14 protein-coding genes are annotated in these 17,969 nt (G+C 41.8%); 1 reads left to right on the top strand and 13 read right to left on the bottom strand.

Annotated elements, in window-relative coordinates; genetic code table 11:
• Window positions 1–24: 24 nt before the first annotated feature.
• Both ACYX4W_RS04640 and ACYX4W_RS04635 read right to left on the bottom strand, forming a co-directional pair.
• Window positions 25–1,116 (bottom strand): tetratricopeptide repeat protein, encoded by a 1,092-nt coding sequence (locus ACYX4W_RS04640; protein WP_476074829.1) that lies wholly within the window; start codon window positions 1,114–1,116, stop codon window positions 25–27.
• A 170-nt stretch (window positions 1,117–1,286) separates the two neighbouring features.
• Window positions 1,287–2,573, bottom strand: a complete 1,287-nt coding sequence (locus tag ACYX4W_RS04635; RefSeq protein WP_476074828.1) for an alpha/beta hydrolase family protein — start codon at window positions 2,571–2,573, stop codon at window positions 1,287–1,289.
• A 576-nt stretch (window positions 2,574–3,149) separates the two neighbouring features.
• On the opposite strand from ACYX4W_RS04635, the gene ACYX4W_RS04630 reads away from it, so the two are divergent.
• Window positions 3,150–4,175 (top strand): hypothetical protein, encoded by a 1,026-nt coding sequence (locus tag ACYX4W_RS04630; protein ID WP_476074827.1) that lies wholly within the window; start codon window positions 3,150–3,152, stop codon window positions 4,173–4,175.
• Between the two features lie 1,046 nt (window positions 4,176–5,221).
• Here the strand turns inward: ACYX4W_RS04630 and ACYX4W_RS04625 are convergent.
• From ACYX4W_RS04625 to ACYX4W_RS04575, 11 genes are all read right to left on the bottom strand, one after another.
• Window positions 5,222–6,103: a hypothetical protein gene (locus ACYX4W_RS04625; protein WP_476074826.1), complete on the bottom strand. Its 882-nt coding sequence runs from the start codon at window positions 6,101–6,103 to the stop codon at window positions 5,222–5,224.
• Window positions 6,104–7,384: an AAA family ATPase gene (locus ACYX4W_RS04620; protein ID WP_476074825.1), complete on the bottom strand. Its 1,281-nt coding sequence runs from the start codon at window positions 7,382–7,384 to the stop codon at window positions 6,104–6,106.
• A gap of 70 nt (window positions 7,385–7,454) precedes the next feature.
• Window positions 7,455–7,874 carry a hypothetical protein gene (locus tag ACYX4W_RS04615; RefSeq protein WP_476074824.1) on the bottom strand — a complete coding sequence of 140 codons (420 nt, stop codon included), beginning with the start codon at window positions 7,872–7,874 and terminating at the stop codon, window positions 7,455–7,457.
• Entirely contained in the window at window positions 7,867–9,897 is a 2,031-nt protein-coding gene (locus tag ACYX4W_RS04610; protein WP_476074823.1) for an integrase, read from the bottom strand. Before ACYX4W_RS04610 ends, ACYX4W_RS04615 begins: the two co-directional genes overlap by 8 nt.
• Entirely contained in the window at window positions 9,890–11,464 is a 1,575-nt protein-coding gene (locus tag ACYX4W_RS04605; protein ID WP_476074822.1) for a site-specific integrase, read from the bottom strand. Before ACYX4W_RS04605 ends, ACYX4W_RS04610 begins: the two co-directional genes overlap by 8 nt.
• Window positions 11,454–11,999, bottom strand: a complete 546-nt coding sequence (locus ACYX4W_RS04600) for a site-specific integrase (RefSeq protein WP_476075441.1) — start codon at window positions 11,997–11,999, stop codon at window positions 11,454–11,456. Before ACYX4W_RS04600 ends, ACYX4W_RS04605 begins: the two co-directional genes overlap by 11 nt.
• Window positions 11,975–12,709: a hypothetical protein gene (locus ACYX4W_RS04595; RefSeq protein ID WP_476074821.1), complete on the bottom strand. Its 735-nt coding sequence runs from the start codon at window positions 12,707–12,709 to the stop codon at window positions 11,975–11,977. The genes ACYX4W_RS04600 and ACYX4W_RS04595 overlap by 25 nt, the downstream gene beginning before the upstream one ends.
• A 153-nt stretch (window positions 12,710–12,862) precedes the next feature.
• Window positions 12,863–13,447 carry a single-stranded DNA-binding protein gene (locus ACYX4W_RS04590; protein ID WP_476074820.1) on the bottom strand — a complete coding sequence of 195 codons (585 nt, stop codon included), beginning with the start codon at window positions 13,445–13,447 and terminating at the stop codon, window positions 12,863–12,865.
• A gap of 267 nt (window positions 13,448–13,714) precedes the next feature.
• Window positions 13,715–15,277: a sodium/sugar symporter gene (locus ACYX4W_RS04585; protein ID WP_474802859.1), complete on the bottom strand. Its 1,563-nt coding sequence runs from the start codon at window positions 15,275–15,277 to the stop codon at window positions 13,715–13,717.
• A gap of 361 nt (window positions 15,278–15,638) precedes the next feature.
• On the bottom strand, window positions 15,639–16,778 hold the full coding sequence (gene galK, locus ACYX4W_RS04580) for a galactokinase (RefSeq protein ID WP_476074819.1): 1,140 nt from the start codon (window positions 16,776–16,778) through the stop codon (window positions 15,639–15,641).
• Complete coding sequence (locus ACYX4W_RS04575; RefSeq protein WP_476074818.1) at window positions 16,771–17,826, bottom strand: UDP-glucose--hexose-1-phosphate uridylyltransferase; 1,056 nt, start codon at window positions 17,824–17,826, stop codon at window positions 16,771–16,773. Before ACYX4W_RS04575 ends, galK begins: the two co-directional genes overlap by 8 nt.
• Between the last annotated feature and the right edge of the window lie 143 nt (window positions 17,827–17,969).

The raw sequence follows: 17,969 nt of genomic DNA, 5'->3' as shown, positions 1-17,969 counted from the left end.
TACGAGTAAGCGAGCTACGCGGTATTAAACCGCCGCTCGCTTTTTTAGTGCCTTTTTAATTTTCTTAAGTGTTTTAGCAAAGCGTTCATCGCTGTCTTCTTTTATCGTCTCAACAAGGTTTTGCGCTTCATTCACTTTGTCTGCGTTAAGAAGAAGTTCGGCTAGGCGCAGCTGGGCCCAATTAGCTCCTGGTAAGCCTTCAGTATCAATGGTCGTAACTTGGTAGTCTTCCAAGTAGCTCTTCAACGCATTAATACCTGAAGTTGTGTACTCGCCACTTTCAACAGCAACTTGCCCTAAGCGATACTTTCCATACATAAGATTGGCTTTACGCTTTTGATACGTATCCCAAGCCTCTTTATCTGCTTTCGAAGCTGCAGTCACATCAGTATATGATAACGGCAACAAAGTATCGTAAGATGCAGCGTACTGCTCATTACCTAAATAGAAACTACCTAGCTCAACCCTAGCGCGAATATGGGTGCTGTCATCTTCAATTAAAGAGGCAAAGATCGCCTCTGCTTCTGCCTGTTTATCTTTTTCCAAATAAACTTTAGCTAAAGCAAACTGACCTTCGGCAGCATCTAGTTTTGAAATAGTTTGCGCAAGTGTTGTAGCCTCATCCAAATCGCCACCAGCAATAGAGGGGGCCATTAAGTGAAACTGCATTAAGGCTTGGTAAACAGCAACTTCTTCTGGGGCAATTTCCACTGCTTTTTCTAAACTCTTCTTGGCATTTTTCGCATAGCCTAAGGCTGAAAATATACTACTTGATGCTTGGGCTCCCATTACGCTGGCGTGTGTATGGTAAGCCTTATAGTTATCACTGTAATCCTGAATGAATTGCTCTGCTGCCTCTTCTGCATCATCTAAATCTATGTTCATAAGGGCAGAAATAAGCATATTGTGCTGCTCTGGCGATTTGCCTTCAACGGTTTCGAGTTTTTCTACAACGTAATTATAGTCACCTTGTTTGAAGTAAGATTTTAGCGTTTCTATGTCAACGGCATTCGTTGTAGCAACGTTTTGTGCTGCCGCATAGCTTTGGGTAACGGTTATGGAAGGCATTACCAAAATAGAACACGCACATAGTGCTGACACAGTAAATTTACGCATTTTCACTTCCTTATGGTTTAGTTTATGGGTAGCCCGAAATGCCGCTTTAAAGCGCTTTTTACTATCAATGATTGATAGAAGCAGTCTTACAATACGCCTTTATGCGTAAAGTTAGAAAATAAATATGTAACAAAATTAAAAAAGGATGCCGAAGCACCCTTTTCAAACTTTTATTTACCGTCCATCTCTAGACCCAATGCCCATCGGTCGTCGAATCCCTTCCAAGGCTCTGGCTTCTTACCGTCTACGGGTACTTGGGCACTACTGCCACTCACATTCAGGTATTCACAATCATCTTTTAAACCTTTCACATGGCAGTTCATAAGCGCCAACGCAAAGTGCTCGTTGATGGCATTTAACTTTTGTACTTCCCACGCAGGTTCAATGTAGCTACCCAAATCAAACTCGCTACCATAGGCTTCTTTAGGTGCTGGGTGTGGCGCTACGTTATGACGCGCATTTTTAACCGTAAGTAGCTTAGAGCCTTCACTGCCGGTATTTTCGAATAACCACTTGATACCTTCGTAACCAGAAATATCGTCGTTATCACCTGCCACATAAAGAACCGGTATCTTGATATTGTTAAGTGATTCAACGTCAAAGAGCTGATGTTGCCCGCCCCATGGGGCAAGCGCTAGCGCTGCTTTCCAAACTGGCAGCACATCCTTACTACTTTCTTCGCCACCTGCGCACGTATTTAGCGCGTCTTTAACTAGCGCTGCCACTTTAGGGTCTTGTGTACCAGTAAAGGTTGCTGCTGTTTGATCGTTAAATGCATAGCAACCACCGACTGTACTTACCGCACCATAGCCTCCCATGGAATAACCAATCACACCTGCTTTGCTTGCATCAACATTCTCTTTGAAAAATTCGTTTTCGCTGATGCTGTTTAAAGTAAGTACTTGGTCTCGTGAGCGGTTTAGTAATGTGCTTGGAAAACCTGAATACGGATTTTCCGCAAAGTTAACATCTTTGTTTGTTGAGTCTGTATGGTCGATAGATGCAACCACATAGCCGTGAGACGCTAGGTGTTCACCTAAATAATACATAAGCGTGCGATAGCCAGTATAGCCGTGAGATATAACCACCACCGGGTAATCAGAATCTGCTGCAGCAATGGGCGCATCGCGACTTGCATCGCCCTCAATTTCAAATACCTGACCACTTCGCGTTTCATTCACATACGTTGCCGTCTCGGCAGAACTTGAAGCTGGATACCAAACCTCTAGCGTCAACTTACGTTCGACATCATTCCCAGTAATATCTTTTACTTTTTCGGGATACGTGGCTTCAATCGTTTTTACACCTACTGTATGTGCACCTTTCTCACTGAGCGACGGCATCACGTCGGCAGGAAAAGGCTTATACAGCGTTTGTGCAGCTGATACTGTGGGTGAAACGATGGCGGTTGCTGAAACCAAAGCGATGGTACTAGCAAGTAGGGATAACGTTTTCATGGTGATAGGCATTTTTTAATTAGTTAATAAAATAATACCTTGCTGCGGATACGGCACAACCTCAAGACTATTGTTATTGATGATTTAGAAATATAAGAGGAAATAATTAGGCGAGTTTAGCTCAAAAAAAGAGCCGCTATAAGCGGCTCTTTCTATACTTTTAAACATTTTTTATTTTGTCTTTGATTAGAAGGGTTAAATTGACCTATTAATTTTAATATACGCATATAATTCCATATATATTATATACTTAATGATTTTTTAAAGAAGTTTTGCAATGATTTTTGTAAACTTTTTTGCAATATTGGGGTCTGTGTTGCAAAAGTGTAAAGTTATACTTATGTGAAAGCAGGGAAAAGCATGACCAGATGCAACTAGCCAAGATCCGTATCAGACGCCGTCCATTTACAAACATCAGAGAGTCTTATTGACATGTACATCAATTCAAATTAATTTAATCTTGCACACCAACTTTCCAGAGCCAGTAAACCGTGTGCTTTTTTGCTATTAATATGACTATTTGCTAGTTCACTCCATGCTGATCGAGGTTCTAATTGACGGGGTGAAGGAGTATTTATGTCTGAATTTAAATTCTATGTTAGTGAAAAAGACAAAGCCATTCTTAAAGCACTCGCTAAAACAATTAAGAAAACTGTTTCCCCCTCGCTCGGATTAACATCAATACAAAATAATATTGCTTTGAGCCTTGGTTATCCGAGTTGGAATAGATTGAAAGATTTCAATAAGTGTGACGTATTGTTCACTGATTTACCTGCAATCTTAAAAGTCGTAATACCTAATACAATTCGCTCACTAAATATACATTCCAACTCTAACAAATGCATAGATGAGCTATTTGCGGGATTTTCAGCTTCTTCTGCTTGGACTCAGTACGGTGGAGAGGCACCTGGAACAATTATCAATTTGTGCTTGATACCTTTAGACAAAGATAATTACGAAGTGATTAGTTATACCAGCGAACTTGACCTTATCCATGGGCTTCAAACACTTCATTCGACAGCACATGTATTTAATCCGATAGTTAAAATTGATAAAAAACTAATACAACGCAGAAATCGACCCTATGGAGCGCGACGTCCCATTCTTAGGTATTTAGAACTTTATTCCGATATCGTATTTATAGAATCACAGACGAAAATATGCCACTTTGATTATGTTCCCTCATCAGCAATCAATTTATCTAATGAAGAATTAAATAGGGTAATAGTACGCAGCGCTTTTTATAGTCCATCTTCATATATGTATAAGTTAAATCTCGAAAATGATTTTTTTATGGTAAAAGTTTACAAGGACTCTTTGGACAATGAAGATAATAGTCTGGCTGGAGTGATCAAAGCCGACTTAGATAGCCACATACGTCTTGAATCGCATATTCATGATGCTGACACTTATTCATGTATAGAAGATACATTCACTCTTGCAGCACTTAGCGATAATTTCGAGCCAAGATTAACCTTAGAACATAGTTACTTTGATTTTTGTAGATGCATAATTGCCACAATATACGGATGTACACACCTTCCCAAAAACTTGAGAAGTGTAGCAAGATCTCTAAGCATTTCAGGAATGGCAGGCCACTAAAACTAATGATGACTTTAAGCAAATAGCCTTTAAAGGCAAGCTTAACAGCATCGGAGTTGCAAAAGGTGTTGGCTGATACAATTCGGCCATCAGCCAGAACCCTGCGCTTAGAAAAGCGTACAAGGCGTTAGAAGACAAGTTGCGTGAAAAAGATGTTTTGCCGCCACTGACCGAATCGGTAAAATAAATTTATTTAAACCAAAGCAATACTGCAACACGTCATATAGTAAGCTGCTCAACTCTAAGCGCGTATCTGTATTAGAAGCTGAAAATATTGAATTGAAGCTAACGTTAAAGAATTGGAGGTCAAGCTAGAGCGATTTGGTGAGCTAAATGAACCCCTTTCAGAAATGGGGTTCATGCAGCGATGAGAAAATGCAAAGTGCAAAAAATGCCCCCTTCTAAATGTGCAAACACGTATACACAAATAAACGACTATAGTGGCTCGTTCCAAAATGGAACAAACGGTCATCAGTTGTTGCATAAAATACAACAACTGAAAGCATTCAGAATGGGGCTGATGATGCAGTCGTTACTTTTATTGACGCGATAGCCACCACTGAATTCCTAGTGTTCAGTGCCACCTACCCAGATTTGTTCTTATTTAGAGGCCTTTTGTCGAAATGCTCTCGCAACTTTACCTAGCGGCGCATGTTTTTTCGCACTTGGGCACGCTCATGTTCCCGTTCTGTCAGGTTTTTATGTTCGTACTCTTTTATCATATTGCCACTTTGCTCCTTGAGACTGAAATCCGTCTTCTTAGCCATAATGAAACTTTCATAATGATAAAGTCATAATGAAAGTTTCATTATGCGGTTTAGCTAATGTATTTATCAGTCACAGTTACGCTTTTTTAATAGCTTTACTTCTATCAAGAAAATATCTTGTCACATAAGAAGAAAACCAAAAAAAAATACAGAATGCTGCGTAAGGAGTCCCCTCAGGTAAAACTTTGTGCACTAGAATTTATAAAACGAACACATGCCAAAGCGCTTAGCTAATTAATGGCAATTCAATGTTCGCTAATACACCAATCGTGCCCAGTCCTACCCAGCCTTAAGCGTAGCCACCAATTGATTGTAATATCCATCCGAAATTGCTGATGGTGTATTCTTGTACCTTTCGATCATCGCCATCTTTACAGCTTCAGGTTGGGCTGACTTTCGCCCCTCAAGATTACTAACTATGTAACTAACTAGAGATATCGCTAGTGCTTCAAACAGCTTTCCATAACAATACGTCACTGGGCAAAAGCTACTTTTCATTCCGTTCAGCATAACTGGACGGTTCAGTTCGCTCTTGAGACTATCGAGAATATCTCTAATTTGTGACATTTTCAGCAGCGGTAAATTCTTACCATCTATGAACCTTTCTCCATTTGAGTCGGTTATAAACTTCTTGCCTTGTGTCCTAAAGATTAGTTCTAACTTCATAAGATTTTTAACTTTGAGCATGAATTTTTCAAAGCAATCATCAATCATCTGGACATACTCGGCTTTAAGCTCTGCTTCCATCAAGAGAGAGTTAACCTGTTCTTTTACCAACTCCTTCTCATACACATCATTCTCCCAACTGTACCCTCTTGTATAGAGTATAAAAGGGGAATTATACTTTTGAGATAGGAAATCATCTAAATCAGAATCTCTGGCGACAACAACATTCCTGACTTGACCGCTTACAATGAGTTCACAGATTTTTTCCGAAGCACTCTTAGAACCTAAAGCCCTAAATCTAACCCGCTTATCGTAACCGTGCTTTGCCAATATAGCAGACCAAAACTTTATATCGATAGCAGCTTCATTAAATCGACCATTACAAACATCCTCGAACGTGAAAGATTGAACCCCTCCTTCAGTAAATAGTATTACATCTGCTCCATGGAATTGGGCTAAATTAGACAGCCCTGATTTTGTTCTTGTAAACGCCATTTAAAAAACGCTCTCCATATCGAATACTTTATCTCCAAAGACGCTTACAACATCAGGAGAATGAGTAGCAAATACTATTTGTGCGTTTTCATTTAATGCTAATAAGTTTTCTACAAGGCTTTCTTGCCACTTTACATGTAAGGAAAGTTCAGGTTCATCAGCTATATAAATACAAGCTTTTTGCTGCTGCAACAAAGCTTCACCTAATACGATTATTAATTGCTTTTCACCAGATGATAAAAGCCTCAACGGAAGGTTTTTTCCCGATTGCGTTACAACTTTCAGTTCATTTCTATCATCAATATGAAACTTTTTACGTTGCATCAATCCATTTATTATTCGAAGAAAGATCTCCCTTGGCTCGAATATAATTGCCCTTTTTTCTTCAAGCGATTTCCAGTCATCAATAATGCTATCGATTCTATCATTCAATACTATTGCTGCGACATCCGAATGCGTAAGCCCTTCATTATCTTGCAGTTTCTTTATAGCTTTAGTTAATATTGAAAAGTGATTTTCAACTCTAGAAGAGTATTTTCTTTCGTCTAGTTTGAATTGAGAAAATATATCATTAAGCGCCTTTTTTTCTTCTTCGAGATTTAGGTTTTCGTCCATATCACGGCGGAATAAACCTCGTTGGCTTCTACCAACCAACATAGATAAAAATATCGTCTCTTGAAATTTTTCTAATAATTCTGAACCTTGCCTGCCTAACATTGAGAAATATCTCACTAGACGGTTTGATAACTCATCCAACTTCCTATCGACTGTTGATTCAAAGGACTTTCTTTCTCGGTCTTCTGACGGAGAGGCTCGATGAACAGATAACCAACTAACCTCACATAGTCTATTCAAGTGCTCAACAATTGATTTACCGTAAGCTCGCCTCATCTCTCTACTAATAAATCTTTGAGGTACATCCCTATACAGAAGCCTTTCCTCATATTCGTCTAATGAATATATTTCGGGCTTTTCTCCTGCCGAGTTTTTTATTCGGTATTCAATAGCTTGAAAAGGTAATGACTCAATAGTTTTCTTTAGAACCGTTACTTCTGGCTTTTTTCGCCCTTTTGATTCTTTTAAAGTTACAACCACTTTATCAAACTCGATTGAATCTAGCGTTGAAAAGTCAGCAGTTAAAACCGCAACTATTAAGTTAATTGCTGTTGTTTTTCCTGAGCCGTTGATCCCTATTAAAAAATTCACATCATCATGAAAATTAAGGCTAAAACTTCGACTTCCCCAAAATCCATCTATGGACACTCTATCTATAAAATTCATTTTTCTCTCCATGCATAGCTCAGAAACAATACATTTTTCAAACTGTTAGGTAAATATAAAATTAACCACGCTAACGTTTCTGACCATCTGAACGTTCACGATCAATTTTGGGCAAGGGCATGTTGAGTTGCGATTCATTTACCCCTTTTTTATATGCGTTGTATTGCCAAATCGTAAACATCTGCTTATATCTTCGATTTTGCTCTTTAACCTCTGCCAACTCAGCCTCAAGATTTGCAATACGAGACGCAGCCGCGTTAAGGCTAGCTGGACGAGGCTTTTTAGGGGCTTTACCCTTTAACGAGTCCTTTTTCGTTTGATAAGCGGTTGTGATGGCTTCATGTGCGTTGAGAGACTGTCTAGTAGGTAACTTGCCTATCAAGGGTTCAGCTTCTTCACAAATTGCCGACCACGTGAGTTTCGTTTCCTCCCATCCCCGAATCAAACTGACGATTGCTGTTATATCTTGCCTGCTAAGGTGTTTAGCCAATTCCGCCTCCCAGCATTTTAGAGAGATCCTCTAACATCGCTGCTTCTTCGTTATTAGAACGACTACTGCTAATTGATTCCACTGATTTTTTCTGCGCGACACGACGTAATTGACTGAAATCATTGCCACGTAATTTAATCTGTGCGCCTTCCTCTACCTCAGGATCTTCGAGTATCCTGACTAACTCACGTAGCCTGGTTGCTGTTTTTTGGTGATAGGTAAACCATCTGTCAGCCCCTGCATCGCCTTCTTCAACATCTTTTTTTACTTTTATCAGGAGTTCTTCCGTTCTTTCTAAACGCTCCTTCATGCGCTCTAGCTTAGATGTATCTCCTTTTATACAAACCTGCTCTGTACAGTTGATACAATCACGATACTTTTCACACGGACTCATTGTGTAGTCGTGAACACAGAAACCATACTCTGTGACATGTGCCGCAGCTTGCTCTAATGTGTTAAATTCTAGTGCCGTAACAGGTAGGTGTTTGCTAACATCTCCGACAGGGCCAAACATGGTTTTGGACGTATCAATCTTTTCCGCCATAGCTACCAACTCATATTCAGTCATATGGTTGTAAGTCCGATTTTGTTTAACGTCAGCGCGGCCTGACCATTTGGCTATTTCAAGGTTTGAAAGGCCACCACGTTGTCCAATGGTATTCAATAAATGCCGCGCCTGATGCGAGGTTACTTTTAGGCGTTGTCCGGTTTCAGAACGATATCCATATCGGTCAAAAATGCTTCGATGGGTATCACCTAGACTGTCTCTGGTAATAATGTCGTTATTGAAAAAGTTATTTGTTGGCTTGTGCAGTTCAACAGGTAAACAGCCACGGTTGCCATGAAGTTGATTTTTATTTAATGCAAACAATGCATTGCTGTACTTAATTCCCTTATCTTTATCAAACCAAGGAAAGCCTTCGGGCAGCCGTTCTTTTACGTGAATCCAAAGACTTTTTAGTGTATGAACTCCATCCTTCGCTTCCAAGCCTCTGCTATGAAGGCTAGATAAGCAATTTTTACGGGTATCATTTGCCAATCCTAGAGCCTGAGAAGCTTGTTTCACGGTGAGCTTGGTAGTATCAGACACATTAGGACAATTTTTGTGCCTGTAAAACTTGTCTGGGTGCTTTTCTATCCAATCTGCCAACTTTCTGGCTTCTGACGATAGTTTTCTAGCTCGTTTGACTGCGGTTTTTGCTACCTCAACCATTACAGTGGGTATCCACTTAATATCGCCTTCAAAGCCTTTGCCTGAAAAGAAACGCCAGCCATAGCGTTCTACACCCTTGTTGTCCATCTCTATCACTTCGCAGTCTGCTGGTAACGCAAGAACTTCAGAAACCCTTGATGGCGCAGACATCAACATTGCGAATACTGAGGTCGTAAATATGTCTCGATTGTCGCTGGGGTTATTGGCAAATATCTCTGCCAACGCATTCAAAGCGATTTCATTTGGCAGCTTTTTATCTCTTGCCGCTTTTGCATCCTTGCCCGTTTTTGTTGTATCGCTGGGCCGCGAAATAGGACTCTTCCAAGACTTCAAATTTGCAGAGATTAGATGGTGGGTTGTTACAAATTCAGCCAATCGTTCGATTTCTCTCCCGCAATGATATGCAGCGCCGTCAGAATAGTGCTGCTTTGTAAGTACAGCCGCCTCATCCAAACAATCAATAGATAGTCCAACAATCGAAGCATTCCCATTTACTTGAATGAGTGCTGACTCTATCGCTCGTAGTGCTTTTAGTTCATTCTTTGTGCCAGTCGGTTTATGACCTTGCTGATAGCGAAAATATGCTTTCGCAAATTCAACAAAATCATTATCCAATATTTGCTCTGGTGTAGGTTTACGAGTGGTAACACCAAGCTTGGCAAATACGGCTATTTTGGGCCAAACAAATGCTGACCAATTAAGATCTGTACCAAACACCGCAAGTTCGTTTCTACATTTATCAATGAAAGCACTGAGATTTTCTTCCGCTGTAACTTCATCTTTCGCTTTGAACTGGAACAAATTAGCCATTGTTACACTCTCCTTGCTCGTCAAGCTCGGCTCTACGCTTCTCACATCGCAAAATAACATCAGCAACAGCGACAATACTTCTATCCAGAACTGCCGCAATTTCAATGTCACCAGTGATGCTTTTCACTCGTTCTCGCTCGTCAAGCAAGTCTTGATAAACTTCCTGATGCGGGCCATCTAACCAGGGCTGAAAATGAATACAGGTGTAACAGGGTATAGGTACATTAGCGCCGCAAAATCCATGCTCTCCGCATGTACCAACACCTTTACCGACTCCAGTACGAATCCTACTTGATGGGTCATCACCTCGTTCGGCTTCCTTCTCTGAATCAACCAATACACCTGCGAATGCTTGAGCATAGGGAGCCAGTTGAAAACCTACCGCCGCATCAAGTCGTTCAACATGTTCCGGTATGTTTTTTACATATACGCCTGCGTTTTGTGTGTCTCGATGATCAAGTAATTCCGCAATTACCAACTCTCCGAATCCTTCACGCGCAGCTCTGGTTCCTGTGGTATATCTAAAGCGTCGAGCGTTTATAAATAGGCTCTCTCCTGTACGCTCAGATTTAACGCCTGCTTCTTCGGCAGTAAATTGGAGAATGTCTGTTACTTCAGCAGCAGATATATGTAGTTTATCACTTTCCAATAATGCTCGATATTCGGCTGGGGAGGTAACTTGAAGTAAGACGCTGTAATCTGGGAACAATGGAATTTGTTGGCGATCTTGTTCTTGCAGCTGAAATCCCAAATTTTTCTCTGTCAAGGACAGCGCATTTTTAGCTTGAGCAGACAAAATCGCCCATAATTCATGTGTGATAGCAAAGGGTTTGAATTCTGCCCTGAAGCCTTCTCCATGCTTTCCTCTAGGGACATTAAGCAAATAGTAAGGTTCACCTTTGTTGTTCATCCCACAAATAACATCGACAAGTCTTAAATGAGAAATCTGTATTGGTCGCCGCCCTGTGTTGCTCTCTGTCAGTGAAATTGCTAAATCTGAGAGTTGGATCTGGTCTAGCTCATAAGCTTTTACAACCCCCTCGTTGAAGGCCAGCAACTCATTATCTGTTAGTGGCCCTTGAGTTGGGTCTTTTCGCTTTACTGCGTCACCTTTACGATTACCTTTAATCGTCCAACCATCGAGTAACGTAATAACTTCTTCGCTAATGCCAAAATGGCCTAGCTGATACCATCGCCGCAAAAAACCTCTGATAGTGCCCAAATACCATTCAGTTGACTTGGTCAATGATGCTCGGTAATTAATGAGCATAGTATCAGTGATTTCATTTGTCTCGGTCTCCCGAAGCATGTGCTGAAACAGCATTGCAACGTTAGAAGTATGCTTGCCCGATAGATTTGATGCATAGTAAGAGAGCGTGTGAAGACACCCTTCAAGAGTCGGGCCTTTTAAGAATTTATGAATCCCCGTTAAGTTTATTTTGGTATTCTTGTCCAAAATCCAATTTACGTCCTTGATATCAAAGTCATACCCTCTTGCCTTTGCTGGTATCCTGGATACAGTGCGATTGTGGACTGGTAACAACTGCTTCTTTTTTTCATTCATCATTATGTAAATCCTTGGGTAGACGAAGCCCACTCGTATTTTGAAGTGCTAAAGCAGCCTTATTTGCCTGTTCTTGTCTGAAGCGTTTGTTGTAATGTGCGGCAGAACCAGAGCCAGGCTTCCAGCCCATTAGGTACGAACGAATTTGTTCTTGCCTTTCTTCACTTGGCGAGTTGTCCATTGAATCCATAAGCTCGGAAAACTTACGGTTCCATGTGTGCCTGAGCTTATGCCCAGTCAAAGCATATAGTTTTGGAGAAACTGCTTTTACAACAGCCATTACTTTATGATATCCAGACTTAGAGATTGGTTGTCCAACAGTAGGGCCAGATTTGTGTGTCACGAAAAGAAAGGTGTTTCGCTTTGCATTAGGAACCAATCGACGATCTGTTGTTACATACTCATGCAATTCCTTGCTAAGCGTTTCCGATAAGGGCAACGTTCTCTCTAACGTTTTCACATTAGGTTCATTAACACGTGGGTCATCTTTTTCGTCTGCTCGTCTGAGCACTTTCAGTTGATGCTTGGCAAAATCAATGTCTGCGACCTTGATGTTAAGTAACTCTCCCCCCTGACACCCAGATGATAAAGTAGCAATACCATTAGCCTATTCCTGCGTTGAACTTCCGCTGAAAAGGGGTTTTGCTCAGAACCAATTCGTATGATTTCAAACAGCGCTTCCAATTGAATCTCATCTATAGAGCGATCTATTTCTTTATTGCGTCCTTTTCTTGATGGACGTCTTGATTTAATTTGCGCTTCAATTGCATCAATTTGCTTCCACTCTGTAGTTGAAGGTCTCGAAATAACGTGACTTATAAACCACTTTATATATTCAGCGATTATCGTTAACCGATTATATTGAGTTGAGGACTCAACAAAGCCCTCGGATTCTTCCAACTCTTCAAGTGAAAACATAGAAAGCACTGAGTTATCGATGGCGCAGGATTTAAACTTTCTTTGCGTGAAATCTCTTAAGTCATCCAGCTCATGAACTTCAAGTAACGCTCGATTATTTACCCGCTGTTCGAGATCAATTCCTCGTCTGTTCAAGAAACGAAGTAAGACAACTAAGCTACTAGCGGCTGACAAGAGAGAAGAAAATGAATTGGACTTAGTATTACGTACCTGAGTAGTGAGAAATAAATTAGGATGGAATACGGGCAATCCTGTAGCTTTATCGATAACTAAACAGTATCGCTCTCCACTATCCATCACAAATACAGATGTTCCGTAATCACCTTTCATTGTGCACCCCATTCTTTACATTTCTACAAGGTACACAATAAGCAGATAATTGCCAATCAATTATTTACACTAAAAACTAACCATAGAAACAAAAAAAGCCCTTATCAAAAGGGCTTAATCAAAATTCTTTACAGAATATATCTCAGGTAAACGCTAGAACGGAATATCGTCGTCAAAGTCAAAATCTGGCTCAGCCATTGGTGGGTTCTTAGGCTGACCTTGGTTGCCACCTTGAGGCGCTTGATTGTAGCTGCCACCTTGGTTTTGATTGTAACCACCTTGTTGACCACCGCCTTGCTGTGGCGCTTGATTATAGCCGCCCTGCGCTGGTGCTTGGTTGTAACCACCTTGATTATTTTGAGGACGCTGGTAACCACCGTTACCGCCGCCACCTTCACCGCCGCGACCGCCAAGCATTTGCATTTGGTCTACGATAATTTCAGTAGTGTACCTATCCTGACCTTGCTGATCTTGCCACTTGCGCGTTTGCAATTTACCTTCAACGTAAATCTGCGAGCCCTTTTTCAGGTACTCTCCGGCAATTTCTGCTAAGCGACGGTACATTGTAAGGCGGTGCCACTCAGTGCGCTCTTGAACCTGACCCTGTTGGTCTTTCCAGCTTTCGCTAGTTGCTAGGCTTAAGTTCGCAACGGCGTTTCCGTTAGGCATGTATCTAACTTCAGGATCATTGCCAAGGTTTCCAACAAGAATAACCTTATTAACGCCTTTCGTTGCCATTGATGTCTCCTGTAACGTTTTTAGTGGCTTGCTGTATAACTCTTCTTAGTAAGACATCAGCAAGCGCGAAAGTTCATCGAATATTAGCCGGTTAGTATATCGTATTTTATGAGGGAAAATTGAAATTTTTCGCCTCACGTTTACTTCACTAACTGCAACACGTTCTAGAACTTAACAAAATTTATTGTCAGCGTCTTCTGAACTTTCGCGTTGTTTTGAGCAGAGCTTAGTGAGGGCGTTACTATTAGAAACACCCTCTTGTACTTGCTACCACCACGTAATATAAAACGCTGCGGTCAAAATCACTACAGCGATTGAAGCTACGTTAAAACCACTTGTGGTTTTGAACTGCACTTCATTTATATCAACCGCATTTTCGCTAACGCCCTTTTTCTCCAGAAGTGAAACAACTACAGCCAGAGCAACACACAGTAGGAACACGAGCCCTACACGGTCAATAAACGGTAGTTCTGGCCAGAACTGTCTAAATACAATGCTTAATAAAAATGAACCTAACGCAGCAAGCAGGCCACCGTTTGCCGTGGTTTTCTTCCAGAACATGCCTAAAACGAATAACGCGCAGATACCCGGTGTAAAGAAACCGGTAAATTCTTGGATATACTGGAATGCTTGGTCGAAATTTCCCAGCAGCGGCTTGGCCACCACCATAGCAATAATTAGCGCGACCAGGCTCACGATTCGCCCTACTTTTACATAGTGCTGCTGTGACTCGTTCGGGCGCTTATCTTTATAAAGGTCCATAGTAAAAATAGTGGACACGCTGTTTGTCATTGAGGCTAGTGATGACACAATTGCCGCCACAAGCGCGGCGAAGATAATACCTTTAAGGCCAACAGGCATTAGCGTCATCAAGCTTGGATAAGCTTGGTCAGGCTTAGCTAGGTCAGGCACAATTAGTACCGCAGCTATGCCAGGCAACACCACAATTAATGGCATAAGTAACTTAAGGAATGCCGCAAAGGCGATACCTTTTTGGGCTTCTTGCACACTCTTTGCCGCCAACGTACGCTGAATAATGTACTGGTTAAAGCCCCAGTACGACAGGTTCATTATCCACATACCGCCAACCAGTACAGAAATGCCCGGCAAGTCCATATAGTGCGGGTTGTCTTTTGACAAAATCATGTCGAATTTTTCAGGTAGTTTATTGGTTAAATCGACAAACCCCTGAATAACACCGTTTCCATCACTGATTAGGTTTAACGCGGTATACGACAGGAACAGCCCGCCAATGACTAACAGCACCACTTGAATAATGTCGGTTAACGCGACCGCTTTTAGGCCGCCATAAAGTGAGTAGGCTAGCGAGAAAAGGCCTAAGAACATCATGCCGTAGACCATATCGACACCAGCAATGGTATTGATGGCCAATGCACCTAGCCACAGCACAGCTGTCAGGTTTACAAAAACATAAACGCCTAGCCAGAATATTGCCATTACCTTACGCACGCGATGATCATACCGCTGCTCTAAGAATTGAGGCATGGTGTAAATTTTATGCTTTAAAAAGATAGGTAAAAAGAACTTACCCACAATAAGCAGTGTAATGGCGGCCATCCACTCATAAGACGCAATGGCAAGCCCTAGCTGGTAGCCTGAGCCAGACATACCAATGATTTGTTCGGCAGAAATATTGGCGGCAATTAACGATGCGCCAATCGCCCACCATGGCAAGCTTGAGCCCGCTAGAAAGTAATCGTTAGTGTCTTTTTGGTGACCCTGCTTTTCGCGCGAAACCCACCACGCAATTCCGATAAGCGCGACGACGTATACCACGAACAACGTGATATCTATTGATGCTAATTTCATAGTTTTTCCCAAAGTTCTTATTTTGGGTGCGGCGATTGTTATGCAGGGTACACAGGTGAAAAATTGTTTTTATTATTTTATTGGTTATTGCCACACCGGTGTCACGTTTTTTACAACGCGTTTTTCGCATTCTACGATAACTGTCAACCGGTCAGAAAGTCACCGATAAACGTATCGTGTTACTGCGGGTAGTATTAGTAACACACTTTGTTGATCTTTTTTAACAAGAAACATGCAATTTTGTAAAAAAAAGCCGCTACCTATGGGAGCGGCTCAAGGGACACAAACAATTCTAACCTTTAGGATTGTTTAGAAAAGGGAGAGGTTTTACTATCTAATCCTTGTTTTCATTCATGCGAACTTAAGCAAATGCGCCTTGTGTTGCGGTGCACACGTAGATGTCTGCATGGTAGCCAGTTTCGTCAAAGTATTTGTCTGCTACTACTTGCTTCACAGCATCAACTTTGTCTGTAGGGGCAAGCGCTACAACGCAGCCGCCAAAACCACCGCCCGTCATACGGACACCGCCAGATTTACCAAGCACTTCACCGATAATCTCAACCAAATAATCAATTGGGCGTACGGTAATTTCGAAATCATCACGCATAGAAATGTGAGACTGGGCCATAGCGTCACTTACCGTTTCAATATCACCAGACTTTAACGCTTGGCTTGCGGCCAACGTACGCGCGTTTTCAGTAATGATATGCTTTGCTCGGCGATAAACCACTTCAGGCATGTGTGCTTTGGCTTCTTCTAGCATCTCCATGGTTGCTTCGCGCAATGATGAAACACCCAGTAGCGATGCACCTTGCTCGCACTGCTGACGACGCAAGTTATACTCGCTGTCTACCAAGCCACGTTTCACATTCGAGTTGATAATCACGATTTGATGCGAGTTTGGAAGCGGTGAATGTTCGATGGCTAACGACTGACAATCAAGCAGCATTGCCATTCCTTCGTTGCCCATGGCTGAGATTAACTGATCCATGATGCCGCACGAACAGCCTACGAAAGTGTTTTCTGCTTTTTGACCTAATAGCGCAGCTTGCACACCATCTAGAGGTAATTCATACAATGCGCTTAAGGCTTTCAGTATTGCCACTTCAAAAGACGCTGAAGAGCTTAAACCGGCGCCTTGTGGAACATTACCCGTTACCAACAAATTTGCGCCGCCAAAATCTGGCATCGCCTCTTTTAGCACTTTCACTACGCCGCGAACATAGTTTGCCCAACCTTGTTCTTCGTCGTAATTAATGTCTGACAATGAGAACTGGTTCTGCTGATTTTCGTAGTCCATAGCAGTAACCAGAATGTCATTATCGTCGCGCTTCGTTGCCGCAACCCAAGTACCAAAGTTGATAGCAGCCGGAAAGACGAACCCTTCGTTATAATCGGTGTGTTCACCAATGATGTTCACTCGACCAGGGGCGTGTGCTATTAACGTAGGCTCGTTGCCATAATGCGCTTCAAATTTAGAAGAAAGTACTTGGTTATCCATTGGTATTCTCACGTTGCTTGTAGTGCACCGTAGGCAGTGCTTTTAATCTGTCTGCCGCCTGTTCAGGGGTCAAATCTCGTTGTGCTTCGGCCATCATTTCGTATCCAACCATAAACTTGCGAACACTTGCTGAACGCAATAGCGGCGGGAAGAAATGTGCATGAAGCGTCCACTCAGGGTGGTCTTCATTATCAAATGGCGCACTGTGCCAACCCATTGAATATGGGAAAGACGTTTCAAATAAATTGTCGTATTTAGCTGTTATCTCACCAATGATTTTCGCAAGTGAAAGAGATTGCGAATCAGATAGCTTATGCAAAGATTGAACATCAAAACGTGGCAGTAATAGCGTTTCAAATGGCCATGCAGCCCAATATGGCACCACAACCACCCAATCATCGTTTTGGCATACTACGCGCTCTTGCTTAATAACTTCTTGCTCAGCGTAATCCAACAACATAGGTGCGTTGTTTTCACCAAAGTACTGCTTCAGCTGTACTAATTTTTTTGCTGGGTCTGTGGGAATGTGCTGCTGCGCCCATACCTGACCATGCGGGTGAGGGTTAGAACACCCCATCATTGAGCCTTTGTTTTCAAAAACCTGTACCCAACGATAGCTTTCACCCAGTTCAGCGGTTTGTTCTTTCCACGTGTTAACCACATCTACCCGTTCTTCGTCAGTAAGCTCAGGGAGTGTTTTACTGTGATCAGGAGAAAAACAAATAACGCGACTACAGCCTTGCTCTGTTTCAAATTGGAACAGACCTTTTCTCTCACTGGCTTGCTCAGTGTCTTGCTTGAGCGCAGCAAAATCGTTTTGAAAAACAAACGTCCCTTTATAGTCTGGATTTACCTCGCCGTTGACACGCGTGTTAGACGGGCACAGATAACAAGTAGGGTCGTAAGATGGCTTTTGTTCGTTATTCGGCTCTTCAGAAGCCCCCTGCCAAGGACGCTTAGCACGGTGTGGTGATACAAGCACCCACTCTCCCAACAACGGGTTATAACGGCGATGCGGATCATTAGTTGGGTCGAAAGGGGTTCCCATAATCACTCTCTCTGCATTAGTCAGTTACACTGAGAAGCGCAACGTCAAATAGGGTTAAACGTTTACCCTAGTAATAATATAGCAAGATATACTGTTTATCAATTAACTAACAAAGAAAATTAATTGTTAAATTAATAACAATT

Source organism: Alteromonas sp. ABH4_454, assembly GCF_056311775.1.
The sequence above is the reverse complement of the archived record's forward strand: the minus strand, read 5'-3'. Positions and strand labels throughout refer to the sequence as shown.

What these genes read in the sequence shown, in the direction of transcription:
- ACYX4W_RS04620 (WP_476074825.1), bottom strand. Translation starts at nt 7,384, where the DNA reads ATGAATTTTATAGATAGAGTGTCCATAGATGGATTTTGGGGAAGTCGA.
- ACYX4W_RS04640 (WP_476074829.1), bottom strand. Translation starts at nt 1,116, where the DNA reads ATGCGTAAATTTACTGTGTCAGCACTATGTGCGTGTTCTATTTTGGTA.
- ACYX4W_RS04575 (WP_476074818.1), bottom strand. Translation starts at nt 17,826, where the DNA reads ATGGGAACCCCTTTCGACCCAACTAATGATCCGCATCGCCGTTATAAC.
- ACYX4W_RS04585 (WP_474802859.1), bottom strand. Translation starts at nt 15,277, where the DNA reads ATGAAATTAGCATCAATAGATATCACGTTGTTCGTGGTATACGTCGTC.
- ACYX4W_RS04590 (WP_476074820.1), bottom strand. Translation starts at nt 13,447, where the DNA reads ATGGCAACGAAAGGCGTTAATAAGGTTATTCTTGTTGGAAACCTTGGC.
- ACYX4W_RS04635 (WP_476074828.1), bottom strand. Translation starts at nt 2,573, where the DNA reads ATGAAAACGTTATCCCTACTTGCTAGTACCATCGCTTTGGTTTCAGCA.
- galK (WP_476074819.1), bottom strand. Translation starts at nt 16,778, where the DNA reads ATGGATAACCAAGTACTTTCTTCTAAATTTGAAGCGCATTATGGCAAC.
- ACYX4W_RS04605 (WP_476074822.1), bottom strand. Translation starts at nt 11,464, where the DNA reads ATGATGAATGAAAAAAAGAAGCAGTTGTTACCAGTCCACAATCGCACT.
- ACYX4W_RS04610 (WP_476074823.1), bottom strand. Translation starts at nt 9,897, where the DNA reads ATGGCTAATTTGTTCCAGTTCAAAGCGAAAGATGAAGTTACAGCGGAA.
- ACYX4W_RS04595 (WP_476074821.1), bottom strand. Translation starts at nt 12,709, where the DNA reads ATGAAAGGTGATTACGGAACATCTGTATTTGTGATGGATAGTGGAGAG.
- ACYX4W_RS04630 (WP_476074827.1), top strand. Translation starts at nt 3,150, where the DNA reads ATGTCTGAATTTAAATTCTATGTTAGTGAAAAAGACAAAGCCATTCTT.
- ACYX4W_RS04625 (WP_476074826.1), bottom strand. Translation starts at nt 6,103, where the DNA reads ATGGCGTTTACAAGAACAAAATCAGGGCTGTCTAATTTAGCCCAATTC.